The sequence below is a fragment of the Enterobacter sp. D2 genome (genome assembly GCF_034427575.1).
Taxonomy (GTDB): domain Bacteria; phylum Pseudomonadota; class Gammaproteobacteria; order Enterobacterales; family Enterobacteriaceae; genus Enterobacter; species Enterobacter cloacae_M.
The window spans coordinates 20,720-39,981 of record NZ_JAXQPP010000009.1; the positions used below are offsets into that span (position 1 = coordinate 20,720).

Here is a 19,262-nt window from a genome sequence, read left to right on the forward strand (position 1 = left end):
GCTTTATAACTTCAGGCTCAGCGCCTTGATGGTTATACTTCCTTGACTAACATTTGTTGAGAACATCCATTGTGAACCTACTTGATACGTTTACTGAACTAACCAGTATTTTCTTGTTTACCACCTGTTTTTTGTTTCTGGCACGTAAGGTGGCGAAATATCTGGGGTTAGTGGATAAACCCAACTTCCGTAAGCGTCATCAAGGTATGATTCCTTTGGTCGGCGGTATCTCTGTTTTCGCGGGGATCTGCTTCACGTTTGCCATCGCGGATTACTATATTCCACATGCCAGGCTGTACCTGACCTGTGCGACGGTGCTTGTGGTGGTTGGCGCTCTTGACGACCGTTATGATATTAGCGTCAAAATCCGCGCCTTCGTTCAGGCTGCTGTAGCTATCGCTATGATGGTGTTCGCTAAGCTGCACTTGAGTAGCCTGGGCTATATTTTTGGCTCCTGGGAGATGGAACTCGGTCCGTTCGGTTATTTCCTGACACTTTTTGCCGTGTGGGTGGCAATTAACGCGTTCAACATGGTTGACGGTATCGATGGTTTGTTGGGAGGCTTGTCCTGCGTCTCATTTGCCGCAATTGGTTTCATTTTATGGTTCGATGGGCAATATAGCCTTGCTATGTGGTGTTTTGCCATGATTGCGGCCATCCTACCTTATATCCTGTTGAATCTCGGCGCATTGGGCCGTCGCTATAAAGTATTCATGGGTGATGCGGGTAGCACACTTATCGGCTTTACTATCATTTGGATCTTGCTGGAAACCACTCAGGGTGATGTACACCCCATTAGCCCAGTAACGGCATTATGGATTATCGCTATCCCGTTAATGGACATGGTTGCGATTATGTATCGCCGCCTGCGTAAAGGGATGAGTCCTTTCTCTGCTGACCGTCAGCACATTCATCATTTGATCATGCGAGCCGGATTCACTTCCCGGCAAGCATTTGTGCTTATTACGCTGGCGGCTGCTATTCTAGCGGGGATTGGCGTGACGGCGGAATATACACATTTTGTGCCTGAATGGGCTATGTTGGTATTGTTCTTGCTAGCTTTTTCTCTCTACGGCTACTGCATCAAGCGTGCATGGAAGGTAGCACGCTTCATTAAACGTATTAAACGCAGGATGCGTCGTAACAGTGGCAAAAATACAACATTAACTAAGTAAAACCGGGACTATGATGACTCAACCGTTGGCGGGAGCGAAATCAGTGGTAACTGAGAATGAACTGGATATTCGGGGTTTGTTTCGCGTGTTATGGGCAGGCAAACTTTGGATTGCGGGGATCGCGCTGGGGTTTGCCCTGTTAGCGCTGGCCTATACGTTCTTTGCAAAGCAAGAGTGGAGCGCCACGGCAATCACAGACAAGCCAACGGTTAACATGCTCGGGGGATACTATTCCCAGCAGCAATTCCTGCGTAACCTGGACATCAAAGCCAGTCTTGCTACGCCTGACCAGGCTTCCGTTATGGATGAAGCCTATAAAGAGTTTGTGATGCAGCTGGCTTCGTGGGATACCCGCCGTGATTTCTGGTCCCAGACGGATTACTACAAGCAGCGCCGGGTTGATAATACAAAAGCCGATGCCGCCCTGCTGGACGATCTGATTAACAATATTCAGTTTATGCCGGGCGACGCGCTGCGTAGCGTGAATGACAGCGTCAAGCTGATTGCAGAAACCGCGCCGGATGCCAACAACCTGTTGCGTCAGTATGTCGCGTTTGCCAGCCAGCGTGCCGCAAGCCATCTTAACGAAGAGCTTAAAGGTGCCTGGGCGGCTCGTACCATCCAGATGAAAGCCCAGGTGAAACGTCAGGAAGAAGTGGCGAATACTATTTTCGGTCGCCGCGTGCATAACATTGAGCAGGCGCTGAAAATTGCGGAACAGCACAATATTTCCCGTACTGAGACGGACGTGCCGGCCGATGAGCTGCCTGACTCTGAAATGTTCCTTCTTGGTCGCCCTATGCTGCAGGCGCGGCTGGAAAACCTGAAGGCCGTCGGTCCTGATTTTGACCTCGATTACGATCAAAATCGCGCGATGCTCAATACGCTTAATGTCGGTCCATCCCTGGACCCGCGTTTTCAGACCTATCGTTATTTGCGAACGCCTGAAGAACCTGTAAAACGCGACAGTCCGCGCCGCGCATTCCTGATGATCATGTGGGGGATTGTGGGCGCACTGACGGGCGCTGGCGTGGCGTTAACGCGTCGTCGCAAAAACTAAGAACGCCGTTTACGATGAAGGCTATGGCCTTCATCGCCTAATCGAAGAGAATCGATGTGAAAGTACTTACCGTATTTGGCACCAGGCCGGAGGCCATTAAGATGGCGCCTCTGGTTCATGCGCTGGCCAGCGATCCTGATATTGAAGCGAAAGTCTGCGTCACGGCACAGCACCGTGAGATGCTCGACCAGGTTTTAACGCTCTTTTCCATCGCCCCGGATTACGACCTCAATATTATGAAACCAGGGCAAGGCTTGACCGAAATAACCTGCCGCATACTGCAAGATCTTAAGCCGATCCTGGAGTCATTCAAGCCCGACGTCGTGCTGGTACACGGTGACACCACCACAACCGTGGCGACAAGCCTGGCCGCGTTTTACCAGCGAATTCCCGTGGGGCATGTTGAGGCGGGTCTGCGTACCGGCAATCTTTATTCACCGTGGCCGGAGGAGGCCAACCGCACGTTAACGGGTCATCTGGCGATGTACCACTTTGCGCCAACGGAAAACTCTCGTCAGAACCTGCTGCGTGAAAATATCGCCGATAACAAAATCTTTGTGACCGGCAATACGGTCATTGACGCGTTAATTTGGGTACGTGACCGCGTCCTGGCAAACAGCGATCTTCAGAAAGAGCTCGCTGCCCGCTATCCGTTCCTTCACAACGGCAAAAAAACCATTCTGGTCACTGGCCACCGTCGCGAGAGCTTTGGCCGGGGTTTCGAGCAAATCTGTCACGCGCTGGCTGAAATCGCCGCGCAGAATGACGATGTGCAAATTGTCTATCCAGTACACCTTAACCCTAACGTCAGCGAGCCGGTTAACCGGATCCTGGGCCATGTCGAAAATGTCCTTCTGATTGAACCTCAGGACTACATGCCGTTTGTCTGGCTGATGAACCACGCCTGGCTGATCCTCACCGATTCCGGCGGAATCCAGGAAGAAGCGCCATCCCTCGGCAAACCTGTGCTGGTGATGCGTGAAACGACCGAACGTCCGGAAGCCGTCAAAGCCGGTACGGTGCGTCTGGTCGGCACCAACGCGCAGCTCATCGTCGAAGAGGTCACGCGCCTGCTGCATGACGATGAAGCGTATCAGGCGATGAGCCGGGCCCATAATCCGTATGGAGACGGGCAGGCTTGTGGCCGTATTTTGCATGCACTTAAACACAATCGGGTATCGCTATGAGTTTTACTACCATCTCTGTCATTGGTCTTGGCTACATTGGCTTACCTACTGCGGCCGCGTTTGCCTCTCGTCAGAAACAGGTTGTTGGTGTGGATATCAACGCACGAGCGGTAGAAACCATTAACCGTGGCGAGATTCATATTGTGGAGCCCGATCTTGACCGCGTGGTGAAAGAGGCGGTGGAGGGGGGCTTCCTGCGTGCCAGCACGACGCCAGTTGAAGCGGATGCCTACCTGATTGCCGTCCCTACCCCGTTTAAAGGTGACCACGAGCCCGACATGGCATTCGTCGAGGCGGCGGCCAAATCCATAGCGCCTGTGCTGAAGAAAGGGGCGCTGGTGATCCTGGAATCGACCTCTCCGGTCGGCGCTACCGAGCAGATGGCACAGTGGCTGGCCGAGGCGCGTCCTGATTTAAGCTTCCCGCAGCAGGTGGGTGAGCAGGCGGATATCAACATCGCCTACTGTCCGGAGCGCGTGCTGCCGGGCCAGGTGATGGTCGAACTGATTAAAAACGACCGCGTCATTGGCGGTATGACGCCCGTCTGTTCCGAACGTGCCAGCGCGCTGTACAAGATTTTCCTGGAAGGCGAGTGCGTGGTGACCAATTCCCGCACCGCCGAGATGTGCAAGCTGACGGAGAACAGCTTCCGCGACGTCAATATCGCCTTTGCGAACGAACTGTCGCTAATTTGCGCCGATCAGGGGATTAACGTCTGGGAGCTGATTAGCCTGGCGAATCGCCATCCGCGTGTAAACATTCTCCAGCCAGGCCCGGGCGTGGGTGGACACTGTATCGCCGTCGATCCGTGGTTTATCGTGGCGCAAAATCCGGCGCAGGCTCGTCTGATTCGCACCGCGCGTGAAGTGAACGACAGCAAGCCTCACTGGGTGCTCAATCAGGTTAAAGCGACGGTAGCGGATTGCCTGACAGAGAGCGGCAAGCGCGCCAGCGAGCTGAAAATTGCCTGCTTTGGTCTGGCATTTAAACCCAATATTGACGATCTGCGTGAAAGCCCGGCGATGGAAATTGCCGAGATGATTGCCGAATGGCACAAGGGTGAAACGCTGGTGGTTGAGCCGAATATCCATGAATTACCGGCAAAACTGGCGGGGCACTGCACGCTGACGGCGTTGGACGACGCGCTGGCGACGGCGGACGTGCTGGTGCTGCTGGTAGATCATAAAGAGTTTAAAGCGACGTCCGGCGATGCTGTTCGTCAGCAGTATATTGTGGATACCAAAGGTGTCTGGCGTTGAACAGCCTGAATGGGGTGCTTGAGTCCCTGCAGTGGGAGAGTGCCTTTTTCGGCCTGCCGTCGGCCATCGTACGTGTGCGCGATGACGCGCCGGTGCTGGCTGAATCAGATTATATCGCCTGGCAACGGGTGCAGGCTAAGATCCCGGCGGAGCGCGCCGATCTGCTTGATGCGCTCCAGCAGCACGGCTTTCAGCTGGTTGAAGGTGAGGTAGACCTTTCCATTACCCTTACCCGGCACGATGCGCCAGGCGCGGAAATTGCAAACGAACAGGACATCCCCGTGCTGCGTCAGATGGCGGCCCAGGCATTTTCACAGAGTCGCTTTCGTGCTCCCTGGTATGCACCTGACGATAGCGGACGTTTCTATGCCCAGTGGATAGAGAATGCGGTCAAAGGCACCTTTGACCACGTCTGCCTGGTTTTCCGTGCAGGCGACGGTCAAATCCAGGGGTTCGTCTCGCTGCGTAAGCTCAACGAGCGCGAGGCGCGTATTGGCTTATTAGTCGGGCGAGGCATGGGTGAGAAACTCATGCAGGCGGCGCTGCACTGGGCGCAGCAGCAACAGCTTGTGACGCTGCGGGTCGCGACCCAACTGGGCAACACCGCCGCGCTTAAACGTTATATTGCGAGTGGTGCCAACATCGACGCCACCGCCTACTGGTTATACAGGTGACAAGATGATTCCATTTAACGCACCACCCGTTGTCGGAACTGAACTCGACTATATGCAGTCTGCCATGGGCAGCGGCAAACTCTGTGGTGACGGCGGTTTTACCCGTCGCTGTCAGCAGTGGATGGAACAGCGTTTTCGCAGCGCCAAAGTGCTGCTGACCCCGTCCTGTACGGCATCGCTGGAAATGGCGGCACTGTTGCTGGATATCCAGCCCGGTGATGAAGTGATTATGCCGAGCTATACCTTCGTTTCCACCGCAAACGCCTTTGTCCTGCGCGGAGCGAAAATCGTGTTTGTGGATATCCGTCCGGATACCATGAACATTGATGAGACGCTGATTGAAGCGGCGATCACCGACAAAACGCGAGCGATCGTGCCGGTTCACTACGCGGGCGTGGCCTGTGAAATGGACACCATCATGGCCATCGCCAAAAAACATAATCTGTTCGTGGTGGAAGATGCCGCGCAGGGCGTGATGTCCACCTACAAGGGACGCGCGCTGGGCACTATCGGCCACATTGGCTGCTTTAGCTTCCACGAAACCAAAAACTACACGGCGGGCGGAGAAGGTGGCGCGACGCTGATTAACGACCGGGCTCTCGTGGAGCGTGCGGAAGTGATCCGCGAAAAAGGCACCAACCGCAGCCAGTTCTTCCGGGGACAGGTGGATAAATACACCTGGCGCGACATCGGCTCCAGCTATCTGATGGCGGATCTGCAGGCGGCATATCTGTGGGCGCAGCTGGAAGCGGCGGAACGTATCAACCTTCAGCGTCTTTCCCTGTGGCAAACGTATTACGATGCGCTTGAGCCTCTGGCCAAAGCCGGGCGCATTGAGCTGCCGACCATCCCGGCAGCTTGCGTCCACAACGCGCATATGTTCTACATCAAGCTGCGCGATAACGACGACCGCAGCGAGCTCATCGCCTGGCTGAAAGAGGCCGAAATTATGGCGGTGTTCCACTATATCCCGCTGCACTCCAGCCCGGCCGGCGAAGCGTTTGGCACGTTCGCCGGTGAAGATCGTTACACCACCAAAGAAAGTGAGCGTTTGCTTCGCCTGCCACTGTTCTACAACCTCGCGCCTGTTAACCAGCGTACGGTGATTAATACCCTTCTGAGTTATTTCGGCTGATATGTCTCTGGCAAAAGCATCGGTGTGGACCGCCGCGTCCACGCTTGTAAAAATTGGCGCCGGGCTGCTGGTCGTCAAGCTGCTGGCCGTCTCATTTGGCCCCTCTGGCGTGGGGCTGGCGGGTAATTTCCGCCAGCTCGTTACCGTCCTTGGCGTGCTGGCCGGCGCCGGTATTTTCAACGGCGTCACCAAATACGTTGCGCAGTATCACGATGATGCGGCTCAGCTGCGCAGGGTGGTGGGCACCTCTTCGGCGATGGTCACGGGTTTTTCGACCCTGATGGCGGTTGTCTTTCTGCTGGCGGCGGCGCCCATCAGCCAGGGATTGTTCGGGCACCCCCATTATCAGGGGCTGGTGCGTCTGGTCGCGTTGGTTCAGATGGGCATTGCCTGGGCAAACCTGCTGCTGGCGCTGATGAAAGGTTTTCGTGATGCCGCCGGGAACGCGCTTGCCTTAATCCTGGGCAGCGTCATCGGCGTGATTGCCTATTACTTCTGCTATCGCCTTGGCGGCTATGAAGGCGCGCTGCTGGGGCTTGCGCTGGTCCCGGCCCTGGTTGTTGTGCCTGCGGCATTTATGCTGATGCGTCGGGGCGTCATCCCTCTGAGCTACCTGAAACCGCAATGGGACACGATGCTTGCCAGCCAGCTGGGTAAATTTACCCTGATGGCGCTCATCACCTCCGTCACGCTGCCGGTAGCCTACGTGATGATGCGAAACCTGCTGGCGGCGCATTATAGCTGGGATGAAGTCGGGATTTGGCAGGGCGTGAGCAGCATTTCCGATGCATACCTCCAATTTATAACGGCTTCCTTTAGCGTCTATTTGCTGCCAACCTTATCGCGCCTGACGTCCAGACAAGAAATTACGCGCGAGATTTTCCGATCTCTGCGCTTTGTGCTGCCTGCCGTCGCGGCGGCCAGCTTTACCGTCTGGTTACTGCGCGATGTCGCCATCTGGCTGCTGTTCTCGGCGAAGTTCACCGCCATGCGCGATCTCTTTGCATGGCAGCTGGTGGGTGATGTGCTGAAAGTGGGGGCTTACGTTTTCGGCTATCTGGTGATTGCAAAAGCGTCCCTGCGGCTGTATATCCTGGCGGAAATTAGCCAGTTTGCGTTACTGACAGCATTTTCACACTGGCTGATACCCGCGCACGGTGCGCTGGGGGCGGCTCAGGCCTACATGGCAACCTATATCGTTTATTTCGCCGCCTGTTGCGGCGTATTTTTATTGTGGCGTAAACGCGCATGACTGCACTGATTCACATCCTGGGATCGGATATCCCACACCATAACCAGACCGTTTTGCGGTTCTTCAACGACGAGCTGGCATCGGGTAATCCTGATGCGCGTGAGTTTATGGTTGCAGGTCAGGATAAGGGCCTGAGCGAGGCGTTTCCGGCGCTGACGATTCGCTTCTGGCCGGATAAGGCCGCGCTGGCGAAGGCGGTCATTGCAAAAGCCAAAGCGGATCGTAAGCAACGTTTCTTTTTCCACGGGCAGTTCAATACCGGCCTGTGGCTGGCACTGCTCAGCGGGGGGATTAAACCTTCCCAGTGCAGCTGGCATATCTGGGGAGCCGATCTCTACGAAGTCTCCCGCGGCTGGAAATTCCGTCTTTTCTATCCGCTGCGGCGCATGGCGCAGGGGCGCGTAGGCTGTGTGTTTGCCACCCGTGGCGATCTCAACTATTTTGCTAAACAGCACCCGAACGTGCGCGGAGAACTACTCTATTTCCCGACCCGCATGGATCCGGCGCTGAACGCCATGGCGAATGACGCGGTGCGTGAAGGCAAGCTGACGATCCTGGTGGGGAATTCCGGCGATCGCAGTAACGAACACGTCGCGGCGCTCAGGGCGGTGCATCAGCAGTTTGGCGACACGGTGAATGTTGTGGTGCCGATGGGCTATCCCGCCAACAACGACGCCTATATTGCTGACGTTCGCCAACAGGGGCTTGCGCTGTTTAGTGCAGAAAACCTGCACATCCTTAGCGATAAGCTGGAATTTGATGAATATCTTGCGCTGCTGAGAAAATGCGATCTTGGCTATTTCATCTTCGCACGACAGCAGGGAATCGGCACGCTGTGTCTGCTGATTCAGGCGGGTGTACCGTGCGTGCTCAACCGCGACAATCCGTTCTGGCAGGACATGGCCGAGCAGCATATTCCGGTGCTGTTTACCTCAGACACGCTGAATGTCGAGGTGGTTCGGGAAGCCCAACGCCAGCTCACGCTGGTGGATAAAAATAGCATCGATTTTTTCAGCCCGAATTACCTCACGCCGTGGCACCGCGCGCTGCGTATCGCTTCAGGAGACAAAGCATGAGTCAGTTGCAATTCAGCGGCTTACTGGTTGTCTGGCTTCTGAGCACCCTGTTTATTGCCACGCTTACCTGGTTTGAATTCCGCCGGGTACGTTTCAACTTTAACGTTTTCTTCTCGTTACTGTTTCTGCTGACCTTCTTTTTCGGCTTCCCGCTGACCAGCATTCTGGTCTTCCGTTTTGACGTGAGCGTCGCACCGCCGGAAATCCTGCTTCAGGCGCTTCTGGCGGCGACCTGCTTCTATGCCGTCTACTACGTCACCTATAAAACGCGTCTTCGTTCAGCGCAGGCTGCTGCCCCGCGCCGGCCGCTTTTTACCATGAATCGGGTGGAAACCCACCTGACGTGGGTGATGCTGATGACCATCGCCCTGGTCAGCGTCGGTATCTTCTTCATGCATAACGGCTTTCTGCTGTTTAAGCTCCACTCCTACAGCCAGATTTTTTCGGCCGAAGTCTCGGGCGTGGCGCTTAAGCGTTTCTTCTACTTCTTCATTCCGGCGATGCTGGTGGTCTTTTTTCTGCGCCAGGACAGCAAAGCGTGGCTATTCTTCCTGGTCAGCACCGTCGCGTTTGGCATTCTGACCTACATGATTGTGGGCGGCACGCGCGCGAACATTATCATCGCCTTCGCCATCTTCCTGTTTATCGGCATCATCCGCGGCTGGATCTCGCTGTGGATGCTGGTTGCGGCAGGCGTGTTTGGCATTGTGGGGATGTTCTGGCTGGCGCTGAAGCGCTACGGGATGAACGTGGCGGGCGATGAGGCGTTTTACACGTTCCTCTACCTGACGCGCGATACCTTCTCCCCGTGGGAAAACCTGGCATTGCTGCTGCAAAACTACGACAAGATTGATTTCCAGGGGCTGGCGCCGATTGTTCGCGACTTCTACGTCTTTATCCCTTCCTGGCTATGGCCGGACCGGCCTGGCGTGGTGCTTAACACGGCAAATTACTTTACCTGGGAAGTGCTGAACAACCATTCCGGTCTGGCAATCTCGCCAACGCTGATTGGTTCCCTGGTGGTGATGGGGGGGGCGTGGTTCATTCTGCCCGGTGCAGTTGCCGTTGGGCTGATTATCAAGTGGTTTGACTGGCTTTATCTGCGCGGCAATGAAGAGACCAACCGCTATAAAGCCGCCATTTTGCACAGTTTCTGCTTTGGTGCCATTTTCAATATGATCGTTCTGGCGCGCGAAGGGCTGGACTCGTTCGTGTCGCGCGTGGTGTTCTTCATGGTCGTTTTCGGCCTCTGCCTGTTGCTGGCCAAACTGTTGTACTGGCTATTTGACAGCGCAGGGCTCGTGCACAAGCGCGAGCGGCAGGGCAGCACAACGCTGTCGCAAGTCTGAGTAAGGATAGTAATGACTGATAAAATTTCTGCACCGCGCTACGCGCTACGTGGCCTGCAGCTTATTGGCTGGCGCGACATGCAGCACGCGCTGGACTTTCTGTTCGCCGACGGCCAGATGAAATCCGGTACGCTGGTGGCCATCAACGCGGAAAAAATGCTGGCGGTTGAGGATAATGCGGAAGTCAAAAGCCTGATTGAAGCGGCTGAATTTAAATACGCGGACGGGATCAGCGTAGTTCGCTCTATCCGTAAAAAGTATCCTGACGCTAATGTATCCCGCGTGGCGGGGGCCGATCTCTGGGAGCAGCTTATGGCCCGCGCCGGTGTGCAGGGTACGCCCGTGTTCCTGATTGGCGGAAAGCCGGAGATACTGGCCCAGACGGAGGAGAAACTGTGTCGTCAATGGAATGTTAATATTGTCGGCAGCCAGAATGGTTACTTCAAACCGGAAGATCGACAGGCTCTGTTTGAACGCGTTCGTGACAGCGGGGCGAAAATTGTCACCGTGGCGATGGGTTCCCCGCGTCAGGAGATCCTGATGCGTGACTGCCGTCTGGTCTGTCCTGATGCCCTCTACATGGGCGTCGGCGGCACGTACGACGTCTTTACCGGCCACGTTAAGCGTGCGCCAAAGGTCTGGCAAAATCTGGGGCTGGAGTGGCTGTACCGCCTGCTATCGCAACCGACGCGCATCAAACGACAGATCCGTCTGTTACGCTACCTCGCCTGGCATTACACCGGGAAAATGTAATCAAAATGTAGCGCGATATGCTATTCGCGCTGCAACTCGCCTGCAAAACTGCTGATAATCTGTGCAATGCATTCATTTTTTTAATGCATCGTTTGCCATTTGGCAGATTTTAGGAAACCATTCGCTCCGTATTTTAGTACCCCTAAAAAACAATACCCGGTATTAAGCCGGGAAATAGCAAACACAATCGAGGATCTATGGCAGAGAAACAACCGGAGCTACAGCGTGGGCTGGAAGCTCGTCATATTGAACTGATAGCGCTGGGCGGCACTATCGGCGTAGGCCTGTTTATGGGCTCCGCAAGCACGCTCAAATGGGCAGGCCCTTCCGTATTACTGGCGTATATTATCGCCGGGCTGTTTGTTTTCTTCATTATGCGTTCCATGGGCGAAATGCTCTTCCTGGAGCCGGTAACCGGCTCTTTCGCCGTTTACGCGCATCGCTATATGAGCCCCTTCTTCGGCTACCTGACGGCCTGGTCATACTGGTTTATGTGGATGGCGGTGGGCATCTCAGAGATCACCGCGATAGGGGTCTACGTCCAGTTCTGGTTCCCGGACATGGTCCAGTGGATACCCGCGCTCATTGCCGTGGGGCTGGTGGCGCTGGCAAACCTGGCAGCCGTGCGCCTTTACGGTGAAATTGAGTTCTGGTTCGCAATGATCAAAGTCACCACGATTATCGTGATGATTGTCGTCGGCCTGGGCGTGATTTTCTTCGGCTTTGGCAACGGTGGACACGCTATCGGTTTTGGCAACCTGACCGAAAACGGCGGCTTCTTTGCCGGCGGCTGGAAGGGCTTCCTGACGGCGCTGTGTATCGTTGTGGCCTCGTATCAGGGCGTGGAGCTGATTGGTATTACCGCCGGTGAAGCGAAAAACCCGCAGGTCACGCTGCGTAGCGCGGTGGGCAAAGTGCTGTGGCGCATCCTGATTTTCTATGTGGGCGCGATCTTCGTCATCGTGACTATCTTCCCATGGAACGAAATTGGCACGACGGGTAGCCCGTTTGTTTTAACCTTCGCCAAAATTGGTATCACGGCGGCGGCGGGCATCATCAACTTTGTGGTCCTGACGGCAGCGCTGTCAGGCTGTAACAGCGGGATGTACAGCTGCGGGCGTATGCTCTATGCGCTTTCGAAGAATAACCAGCTGCCTGCGGCGATGAGTAAAGTCTCACGTGCCGGCGTACCGGTGGCGGGTGTGGCGGTCTCCATTGTAATCCTGCTGATTGGCTCTTGCCTGAATTACATCATTCCTAACCCGCAGCGCGTATTCGTTTACGTCTACAGCGCCAGCGTACTGCCGGGCATGGTGCCGTGGTTTGTTATCCTCATCAGCCAGCTACGTTTCCGGCATGCGCATAAAAAAGCGATCGAAAGCCATCCGTTCCGCTCAATTCTGTTCCCCTATGCGAACTATTTGACGATGGCGTTCCTGATTTGCGTATTAATCGGCATGTACTTTAATGAAGATACCCGCATGTCGCTGTTTGTCGGGATGATCTTCCTGGCGGCTGTGACGGCCGCATATAAGCTTTTTGGCCTGGGTCGCCGCGGCACCACGCAGAAAGTGGAGGAATAAGCGGCAAAATGTGCAAACCATAACCAAACGCGCATTTTTTTCAAAAAAGCACTAGACAGCGGGGACGGAGGTACGTAATATCCAGCCCCGCAACGGCGCTAAGCGCCCGTAGCTCAGCTGGATAGAGCGCTGCCCTCCGGAGGCAGAGGTCTCAGGTTCGAATCCTGTCGGGCGCGCCATTTTAGTCCCGGCGCTAGAGCTGCGGTGGTCTGAGAAGTAGTCAGTACCGCGTGAAAGAATACAGTGGTGGCTATAGCTCAGTTGGTAGAGCCCTGGATTGTGATTCCAGTTGTCGTGGGTTCGAATCCCATTAGCCACCCCATTATTTGAAAGAGTTGTGAATTGCGAAGGTGGCGGAATTGGTAGACGCGCTAGCTTCAGGTGTTAGTGTCCTTTGGATGTGGGGGTTCGAGTCCCCCCCCTCGCACCACGACTTTTTAAATGAATTGAACTAAAAATTCAAAAAGCAGTACATCGGCGAGTAGCGCAGCTTGGTAGCGCAACTGGTTTGGGACCAGTGGGTCGGAGGTTCGAATCCTCTCTCGCCGACCAATTTTGAACCCCGCTTCGGCGGGGTTTTTTGTTTTCTGCGGCTTCTCATCCCTGTAGTCATTCTCCGACAGCGTCCTTTTTCATTGTCGCAATCCAGCGACATACAACTCATTGAAAGTTAGATAAAAAAACATTTATGGGTTTTGCTGTCTCCTCCTGGCGACATATTCCCGCCTTTTCCCGATACGTTGTAGCGCTTAAGACGGCGCTTAGCAGCATAATTTCCTTTTATCTTAAAATATTGCGTCATGTAAAAGTTCTGGGTGTTATGTTGGCACGTTACGTGCAATAATATGCGTGTAGATGCTCATTCCATCTCTTATGTTCGCCTTAGTGCCTCATAAACTCAGGAATGACGCAGAGCCATTTACGGTGCTTATCGTCCACTGACAGATGTCGCTTCGGCCTCATCAGACACCATGGACACAACGTTGAGTGAAGCACCAAATATGTTGTCTTACAGACCTGTTTTGACGCCTGCTTTTATAGCAGGCGTTTTTTTATGCCTTATTCCCGATACAAGCGCATGATCAGGGCAACCATCAGCAGGGCCGATGCAGAGACAGCATAGAGCGCCTGTACTGAGCCAAACCCTGAAGCCACCGCCGCTGCAATGCCGGTGAAAAGAGAGGCGCTGAGCGTTTGCCAGCGCCAGGCTTTACCGCTGGCCGAAGCGGTTTGCGTGAGAGGAAAACTACTGAGTACCCCAAACGTGCCCGCTGCGAAGAGAACATTCGAGGCCAGATGCGCGATAAAGATCATCCCCAGCGCACATACTGTCCACCCGGACAAAAACGGCAGCATGCCATAAGCGGCCAGAAAGATGCTCAGGCAAACGATTATTCGTGGCGTGTGGGCCGCAAAGCGCGTCAGGCTCTCTTTTTTTAGCAGCAGGGGGCCACTAAGCTGCCCCAGACTTCTCGCGAAAAGCAAAGGCAAAGCAAGGCCCGCCGCATCCTGAGGACGGAGCTGCTGGGCCAGTGCCGGAAGAAGCGCCATCGCCGGTGAGCCGACGGCGGCCAGCGCCGGCAGGATGAGCAGGCTGCGTTTCTGCCGAACGGTCAACGCCTGCCAGCGTAATGTTGCAGCATCCCCCTTTTCCATAGTGGTGGGGCCTGGTGTCGGAGAAAACCGGCGCCCAGCCAGCCATAGCAGTACTAATGAGCCCAGAAAGCTCGCGGCATCAATGGCCAGTAGGGTAAACACGGATGTCTTCTGAAACAGCACCACGCCGAGTCCGGTCCCTAATAACACCTGAGAAGCGAAAATCACATTTTCCAGACAGGTTGCAGCGGGCAGCTCTGCTTCGCTAAGTCCGCGCTTAAAGAGCAATGTCAGCGCGGGCCAGCTCATCCCGCTGAGCAGGGCTTCGGTGGATTGCACGGCGAGCAATGCGGCAACGCTGTGGTAACCCACGCCAAGCAGAGGAAAGAGCAGGGCGAGCAAGCCCAGCACCTCGGTCAGTATCAGCAGCGATATCGGCGAAAAGAGCGAGCACAGTTTTTCGCCTAAGATGCTGCCGATGAACCCAGGTACCGTAGCGAAAAGAAAAGCGAGAGTGAGCAGAGCGGGCGGGGCTGACCACGCTAGCAGCAAACCGAAGACCACAACCTGGGTTAGACCATTCCCCAGTGACGAAAAGATAAAAGCACAGGCAAGCAGGCGCAGCCAGCGGTGGCAGCGCAGCGCCTGGATAAGCGCATACAAAAGCGAGTTCATTGAGATTTCCTTTCAAAAACGATTTAGTCCACGCTGCAAAATGTGCGCGTGTGTGAAAAAAGGTTAATGAAAAGACATCGTTACATTGGCGGATTCGTTTGCGGATGTGGGTGCAAAGAATGTAGCAGGAGAAAGGCGATAAAAAAAGGAGGCCCTCTGGCCTCCTTTTTATTTACTGCTGCGTACCGTTATTTTGCAGCGTTAGCAGCAATCCGTCACGCCGCATGGCGGCTGCCTCTTCCGGCTTATGCTGCTTGTCCAGCGTATCGGCAAGCCACGCGTAGTCAAACGCGTCCGGACGCTGTTTCAGCGCCGCACGGAAGGCGAGGCTCGCCTCCTGCCATTCGCCATGCTTCATTAACGACTGACCGAGGGTGCTCCACAGCAGCGGACGATCGCCGACGCTTTTAATCTGCTGACGCAGCACTTTTTCGATTTGCTCAGGATTATTGGTTTTCAGGCGCGGGATCACCATCACCAGACGATCGTCATACTGGCGCTTCAGGCCGTCGAGGAGGATCTCCTGAGCCGTGTCATGATCGTCACATTCAATAAGATGTTCCGCCATGGCGACCTGCAGAGGAACCTGCTGGCGCGTCTTACGGCTCTGATTCTTCCACCACGTTTTCAGACCGTCGCTGCCCAGGTCGGCGCGCGCCTGATCCATCAGGCCAATCCATGCCAGACGCTGCAGCTCATCACGATGTTCATCGTCGCCCACCTCGGCTTTCGCCATCGACGGAATGATGTCCAGCAGCGAACCCCAGGCGCCGGTACGAATATACGCCTGCTCGGCAAGACGCAGCACTTCCGGATGACGTGGCGCAACTTCCAGCAGGCGATCGATACCGTGGCGAGCCGCGTGGTTCTCATTGCGTGCCAGCTGCAGGCGGACGCGGGTAATTTCCACAGGAATTGGGTCACCGGACGCCAGCTCTGCCGCCCGCTCCAGATGCTGATTAGCGCGGGCTTCGTCACCGCGCTGCTGCGCCGCTTCGGCTGCGAGCAGATAATTCACCACCGGCTGTTCAGCATGGTCAGCGTTTTTCGACATCAGCTTTTCAACCTGCTGATAGTCACCCTCAGCAAGCTTAAGCAGAGCCTGCTCGGTTTGTTTACGGGCGCGGCGGCGTTTACGTCCAACGAACCAGCCGCGCGTGTGGGCACCGGTGCGGAAAATGCGGCGCAGGATCCACTCGATCGCAAACAGCACCACCACGCCGAGGATCAGAATGATCGTCAGGCCGGTTACGCTGGTTTCAATGTTGTAGTTATCGGTCTGGATCAGGACGTAACCCTGATGGCCCGCAAGCATGGGGCCCAGCACGATCCCGGCGATCAGCAGGATGAAGAGTAAGAGAACTTTTAGCATCATTACTCTCCTTGCGGTGCGCTTTCAGGCGCCGGAGCCGGGGCAGGTGCCGCTCCGCCCGACGGCTCTGCCGGTACGCCCGGCTGCGCCAGCAGGTTACGTACGCGCGTCTGCATCAGTTTCTCCAGAATCGGCTGGCTGGCCAGCTTATCCGGCACGTTCATGGTGATGTTCTGCTGGCTCAGCTTATCAATGTCTTCGAGGAAGGCGGTGGTCGTCGCATCATCGGTGTTGTAGTAGGCGCGTACCCACGTTGAGACGTTATCCAGCGCCTGTTTGTAGGTCTCTTCCTGATGACGCGGCACGGCCTGAGCCGCCACCAGCAGGCGGGAACGGATGTTCTCGCGCAGATAGATATCCTGGTTCGGCGCCAGCAGCGGCACGGCGGTTTCGTCGCGACGGCGGATAGTGATGAAGCTGTCCATAAAGTTCTGCCAGCTTTTCTGCAGGTTTATGCGCCATTCGCTCAGGGAGCTGGAAAGCTCGGTACCGTCGGAATCCATCGGGGAGTCGTCGTCGTTATTATCCGCCAGCTGCAGGTTATCAATCTGATTCGACAGCTGGTTCACCTTGAGGATAATGCCGTCGTAATCCACCTGCGAGACGGCGGAGAGGCTGGCGATGTCTTCGGTGATCGCGCGACGTGCGGTAATGAGGCTCGGGTCGTTCATGTCTGCCAGGCTCGCATCGGCGCTTTTCAGCAGCGCGGCGGCAGTGGTGACGTCCTGATCGCTCCAGAGCTTACGTCCTGCGAGCTTCACCAGGAAGTCAGCCTGCGAGAGCAGCCAGGTTTTGGCATCGGTACCGGAAATCGTGGCGACTTTCTGCTGCACGTCGCCCAGCTGTTTAGCCAGCTCTTCCTGTTTGCGGTTCGCCTCGGCAAGCGCGGCGGCCTGCTGCTTAATCACCGTTTCCAGCTCGGTTTTCTGCGTCTCCTGCGCTTTTTGCAGGGCAGTGAGCTGATTCACCAGCGCATCGCTGGTGGACGTCTGGTTAGCGCCCTGTTGCTTCACCAGGCCGTACAAGCCAACCCCTGCAGCCAGCGCAATGGCGATGGCAATCGCGCTTAGCGCGAGGCTCGTTTTGTTGCTGCCGTTTTTCTTCTCAGCGGTTTTCTCTGTCGTCTCTGGCTGTGGCGTCGTCTCCACAGTCTCCCTGGTCTCTTCAACCACGGCGGAGGATTTGTCGTGTTCCGTCATTATGGCTTCCCATTTGAGAGTTATTGTAATGCGCGCAGCAGCGCATCGTTGTCGGCGTTATCAGCGATCCGAATATCCTGCCAGCCCAGTTCCCGGGCCTGGTACGCCAGACGCTCACTGACGACCAGAAGCCGACAGCGGAGTAACCAGTTTTCGCGATACCAGAGCGGTATCAGCGACCAAAGCTGTTGTAACATTTCACCGCTGGTGACCACCAGCGTATTAATGCCGCGCGCGTGCCAGCGCATCGCCTCTTCCGCGCCATCGTAGTGTTTTGCACAACGCTGATAGCACTCAACGAACGTCACGTCTGCACCACGTTCACGCAGCGTTTCGCCCAGCAGCTCGCGGCCACCATTACCGCGCAAAATGAGCGCGCGCTTTCCGGCAATAGTTTGTAATTCAGGTAATTGTAGCAAGACTTCACTGATTTCCCGATCTAACGGGTAACAAACGTCCACGCTGCTTACGGTATGCAGCGCCAGTGCCGTTGTGCGGCCAATCGCGAAATAGCGGGGGGCGGCTGGCCAGGTCAAACCCTGCTGTTGCAGCTGCGCGTGGGCAAATTCCACGGCATGTTGCGACAGTGCAAACAGCAGGTCGCCTTCTTGAAGAGTATTCATCTGGTCGGCGAGCGCGGAGAGCTCCCGACCGGGGGAGAATTCAATGAGCGGAAAACTCCAGGCCACCTGCCCCAGTGCGCGCAGACGGCTCACTAACTGCTCTCCTGCGGGAGAAGGGCGGGTGACAAGAATACTCATGCAGGGGGCTCTCCATTATAAACGTCAGCCAGGATCTCGCGGGCGCCGTTATCCAGCAGTTCTTCCGCCAGCGACACGCCAAGCTGCTCGGCATCTTGCGCTTTACCGCGACGTTCGCCGCGTACCATCTGCGAACCGTCCGGGGCGCCCACCAGCGCGCGCAGCCACAGTTCGCCTTCTGTTAATTCAGCATAGCTGCCAATCGGTACCTGGCATCCCCCTTCGAGGCGGGTATTCATCGCACGCTCGGCTTTTACGCGTATAGCGGTCTCGTCATGGTTCAGCGGCGCGAGCAGTTCGCGGGTACGCGCATCGTCCAGACGACACTCGATGCCGACGGCACCCTGGCCCACGGCCGGCAGCGACAGCTCTGGCGGCATCGCCACGCGAATGCGCGACTCCAGCCCCAGACGCTTCAGGCCGGCAACGGCGAGGATAATGGCATCGTAATCGCCGTTATCCAGCTTGCCCAGACGCGTGCCGACGTTACCGCGCAGCGAGCGAATGATCAGGTCAGGACGGCGCTCTGCCAGCTGACACTGACGGCGTAAACTGGACGTGCCAACCACGCTACCCTCCGGCAGCGCGTCGAGCGAGTCATAGTGGTTAGAGACAAACGCATCACGCGGATCTTCGCGCTCGCAGATGGTCACCAGCCCCAGTCCTTCCGGGAACTCGACGGGCACGTCTTTCATTGAATGTACGGCGATATCGGCGCGGTTCTCAAGCAATGCCAGTTCCAGTTCTTTGACAAACAGGCCTTTGCCACCCACTTTCGCCAGCGGCGTATCGAGGATCACGTCACCGCGCGTGACCATCGGCACCAGCTCGACGCGCAATCCACTGTGGCAGGCTTCAAGGCGCTGCTTCACATAATGTGCCTGCCAGAGCGCGAGAGGGCTTTGGCGTGTGGCAATTCTCAAAACATTGTCTAACATGCTTGTTACCGTCATTATCAATCGCTAACCATCCTAACATTGTTGACTCTGGGATGGCAGTTTTACGGTTGATGAAGCGCGAGAGGGACAGGGCGGCGTATTCGTCAGCCATAGCCGTATTCAGGAATTTACACGTACAGAACGGTGCTACACTTGTATGTAGCGCATCTTTCTTTACGGTCAACCGGCAAGGTGTTAAATTGATCACGTTTTAGACC

The 19,262-nt window shown here is 55.8% G+C and carries 16 protein-coding genes and 4 tRNA genes; 15 read left to right on the forward strand and 5 right to left on the reverse strand.

Translation table 11 applies throughout. The features are described from left to right. Positions 1–71: 71 nt before the first annotated feature. From wecA to SPG90_RS21380, 15 genes are all read left to right on the forward strand, one after another. Complete coding sequence (wecA, locus tag SPG90_RS21310; RefSeq protein ID WP_045357210.1) at positions 72–1,175, forward strand: UDP-N-acetylglucosamine--undecaprenyl-phosphate N-acetylglucosaminephosphotransferase; 1,104 nt, start codon at positions 72–74, stop codon at positions 1,173–1,175. Positions 1,176–1,188: 13 nt separating this feature from the next. Then, positions 1,189–2,235, forward strand: a complete 1,047-nt coding sequence (wzzE, locus tag SPG90_RS21315) for an ECA polysaccharide chain length modulation protein (RefSeq protein ID WP_023309644.1) — start codon at positions 1,189–1,191, stop codon at positions 2,233–2,235. Positions 2,236–2,291: 56 nt separating this feature from the next. After that, a complete protein-coding gene (wecB, locus tag SPG90_RS21320) occupies positions 2,292–3,422 on the forward strand; it encodes a non-hydrolyzing UDP-N-acetylglucosamine 2-epimerase (RefSeq protein ID WP_029739565.1) in 1,131 nt (376 codons plus the stop codon). Then, complete coding sequence (wecC, locus tag SPG90_RS21325; protein WP_126304488.1) at positions 3,419–4,681, forward strand: UDP-N-acetyl-D-mannosamine dehydrogenase; 1,263 nt, start codon at positions 3,419–3,421, stop codon at positions 4,679–4,681. Before wecB ends, wecC begins: the two co-directional genes overlap by 4 nt. After that, positions 4,678–5,355 (forward strand): dTDP-4-amino-4,6-dideoxy-D-galactose acyltransferase, encoded by a 678-nt coding sequence (rffC, locus tag SPG90_RS21330; protein ID WP_322408350.1) that lies wholly within the window; start codon positions 4,678–4,680, stop codon positions 5,353–5,355. Before wecC ends, rffC begins: the two co-directional genes overlap by 4 nt. A 4-nt stretch (positions 5,356–5,359) precedes the next feature. Then, complete coding sequence (gene rffA, locus SPG90_RS21335) at positions 5,360–6,490, forward strand: dTDP-4-amino-4,6-dideoxygalactose transaminase (RefSeq protein WP_126304492.1); 1,131 nt, start codon at positions 5,360–5,362, stop codon at positions 6,488–6,490. Between the two features lies 1 nt (position 6,491). After that, positions 6,492–7,742 carry a lipid III flippase WzxE gene (wzxE, locus tag SPG90_RS21340; protein ID WP_126304494.1) on the forward strand — a complete coding sequence of 417 codons (1,251 nt, stop codon included), beginning with the start codon at positions 6,492–6,494 and terminating at the stop codon, positions 7,740–7,742. Further along, the gene (locus tag SPG90_RS21345; protein ID WP_047743368.1) at positions 7,739–8,818 is read left to right on the forward strand and encodes a TDP-N-acetylfucosamine:lipid II N-acetylfucosaminyltransferase; all 1,080 of its coding nucleotides are present in this window, start codon (positions 7,739–7,741) and stop codon (positions 8,816–8,818) included. Before wzxE ends, SPG90_RS21345 begins: the two co-directional genes overlap by 4 nt. Further along, the gene (gene wzyE / locus SPG90_RS21350) at positions 8,815–10,167 is read left to right on the forward strand and encodes an ECA oligosaccharide polymerase (RefSeq protein ID WP_023309637.1); all 1,353 of its coding nucleotides are present in this window, start codon (positions 8,815–8,817) and stop codon (positions 10,165–10,167) included. The genes SPG90_RS21345 and wzyE overlap by 4 nt, the downstream gene beginning before the upstream one ends. A 12-nt stretch (positions 10,168–10,179) precedes the next feature. Further along, positions 10,180–10,920 carry a lipopolysaccharide N-acetylmannosaminouronosyltransferase gene (gene wecG, locus SPG90_RS21355; protein WP_126304496.1) on the forward strand — a complete coding sequence of 247 codons (741 nt, stop codon included), beginning with the start codon at positions 10,180–10,182 and terminating at the stop codon, positions 10,918–10,920. Between the two features lie 197 nt (positions 10,921–11,117). Continuing rightward, positions 11,118–12,503 (forward strand): bifunctional threonine/serine APC transporter ThrP, encoded by a 1,386-nt coding sequence (thrP, locus tag SPG90_RS21360; protein WP_023309635.1) that lies wholly within the window; start codon positions 11,118–11,120, stop codon positions 12,501–12,503. 102 nt (positions 12,504–12,605) lie between these two features. Then, a tRNA-Arg gene (locus SPG90_RS21365) sits at positions 12,606–12,682 on the forward strand. Positions 12,683–12,749: 67 nt separating this feature from the next. Further along, positions 12,750–12,825: transfer RNA gene (locus SPG90_RS21370), tRNA-His, on the forward strand. Positions 12,826–12,847: 22 nt separating this feature from the next. Beyond that, positions 12,848–12,933: transfer RNA gene (locus SPG90_RS21375), tRNA-Leu, on the forward strand. A gap of 45 nt (positions 12,934–12,978) precedes the next feature. Then, a tRNA-Pro gene (locus tag SPG90_RS21380) sits at positions 12,979–13,055 on the forward strand. 507 nt (positions 13,056–13,562) lie between these two features. Here the strand turns inward: SPG90_RS21380 and SPG90_RS21385 are convergent. From SPG90_RS21385 to hemC, 5 genes are all read right to left on the reverse strand, one after another. Further along, positions 13,563–14,774, reverse strand: a complete 1,212-nt coding sequence (locus SPG90_RS21385; protein WP_126304498.1) for an MFS transporter — start codon at positions 14,772–14,774, stop codon at positions 13,563–13,565. Positions 14,775–14,946: 172 nt separating this feature from the next. After that, positions 14,947–16,146, reverse strand: a complete 1,200-nt coding sequence (hemY, locus tag SPG90_RS21390) for a protoheme IX biogenesis protein HemY (protein ID WP_023309633.1) — start codon at positions 16,144–16,146, stop codon at positions 14,947–14,949. A 2-nt stretch (positions 16,147–16,148) separates the two neighbouring features. Next, positions 16,149–17,345, reverse strand: coding sequence for a uroporphyrinogen-III C-methyltransferase (hemX, locus tag SPG90_RS21395; protein WP_023309632.1), 1,197 nt, complete (start codon positions 17,343–17,345; stop codon positions 16,149–16,151). 20 nt (positions 17,346–17,365) lie between these two features. Beyond that, positions 17,366–18,106 carry a uroporphyrinogen-III synthase gene (gene hemD / locus SPG90_RS21400; RefSeq protein WP_126304500.1) on the reverse strand — a complete coding sequence of 247 codons (741 nt, stop codon included), beginning with the start codon at positions 18,104–18,106 and terminating at the stop codon, positions 17,366–17,368. Then, positions 18,103–19,044, reverse strand: a complete 942-nt coding sequence (hemC, locus tag SPG90_RS21405; protein WP_045403863.1) for a hydroxymethylbilane synthase — start codon at positions 19,042–19,044, stop codon at positions 18,103–18,105. The genes hemD and hemC overlap by 4 nt, the downstream gene beginning before the upstream one ends. Between the last annotated feature and the right edge of the window lie 218 nt (positions 19,045–19,262).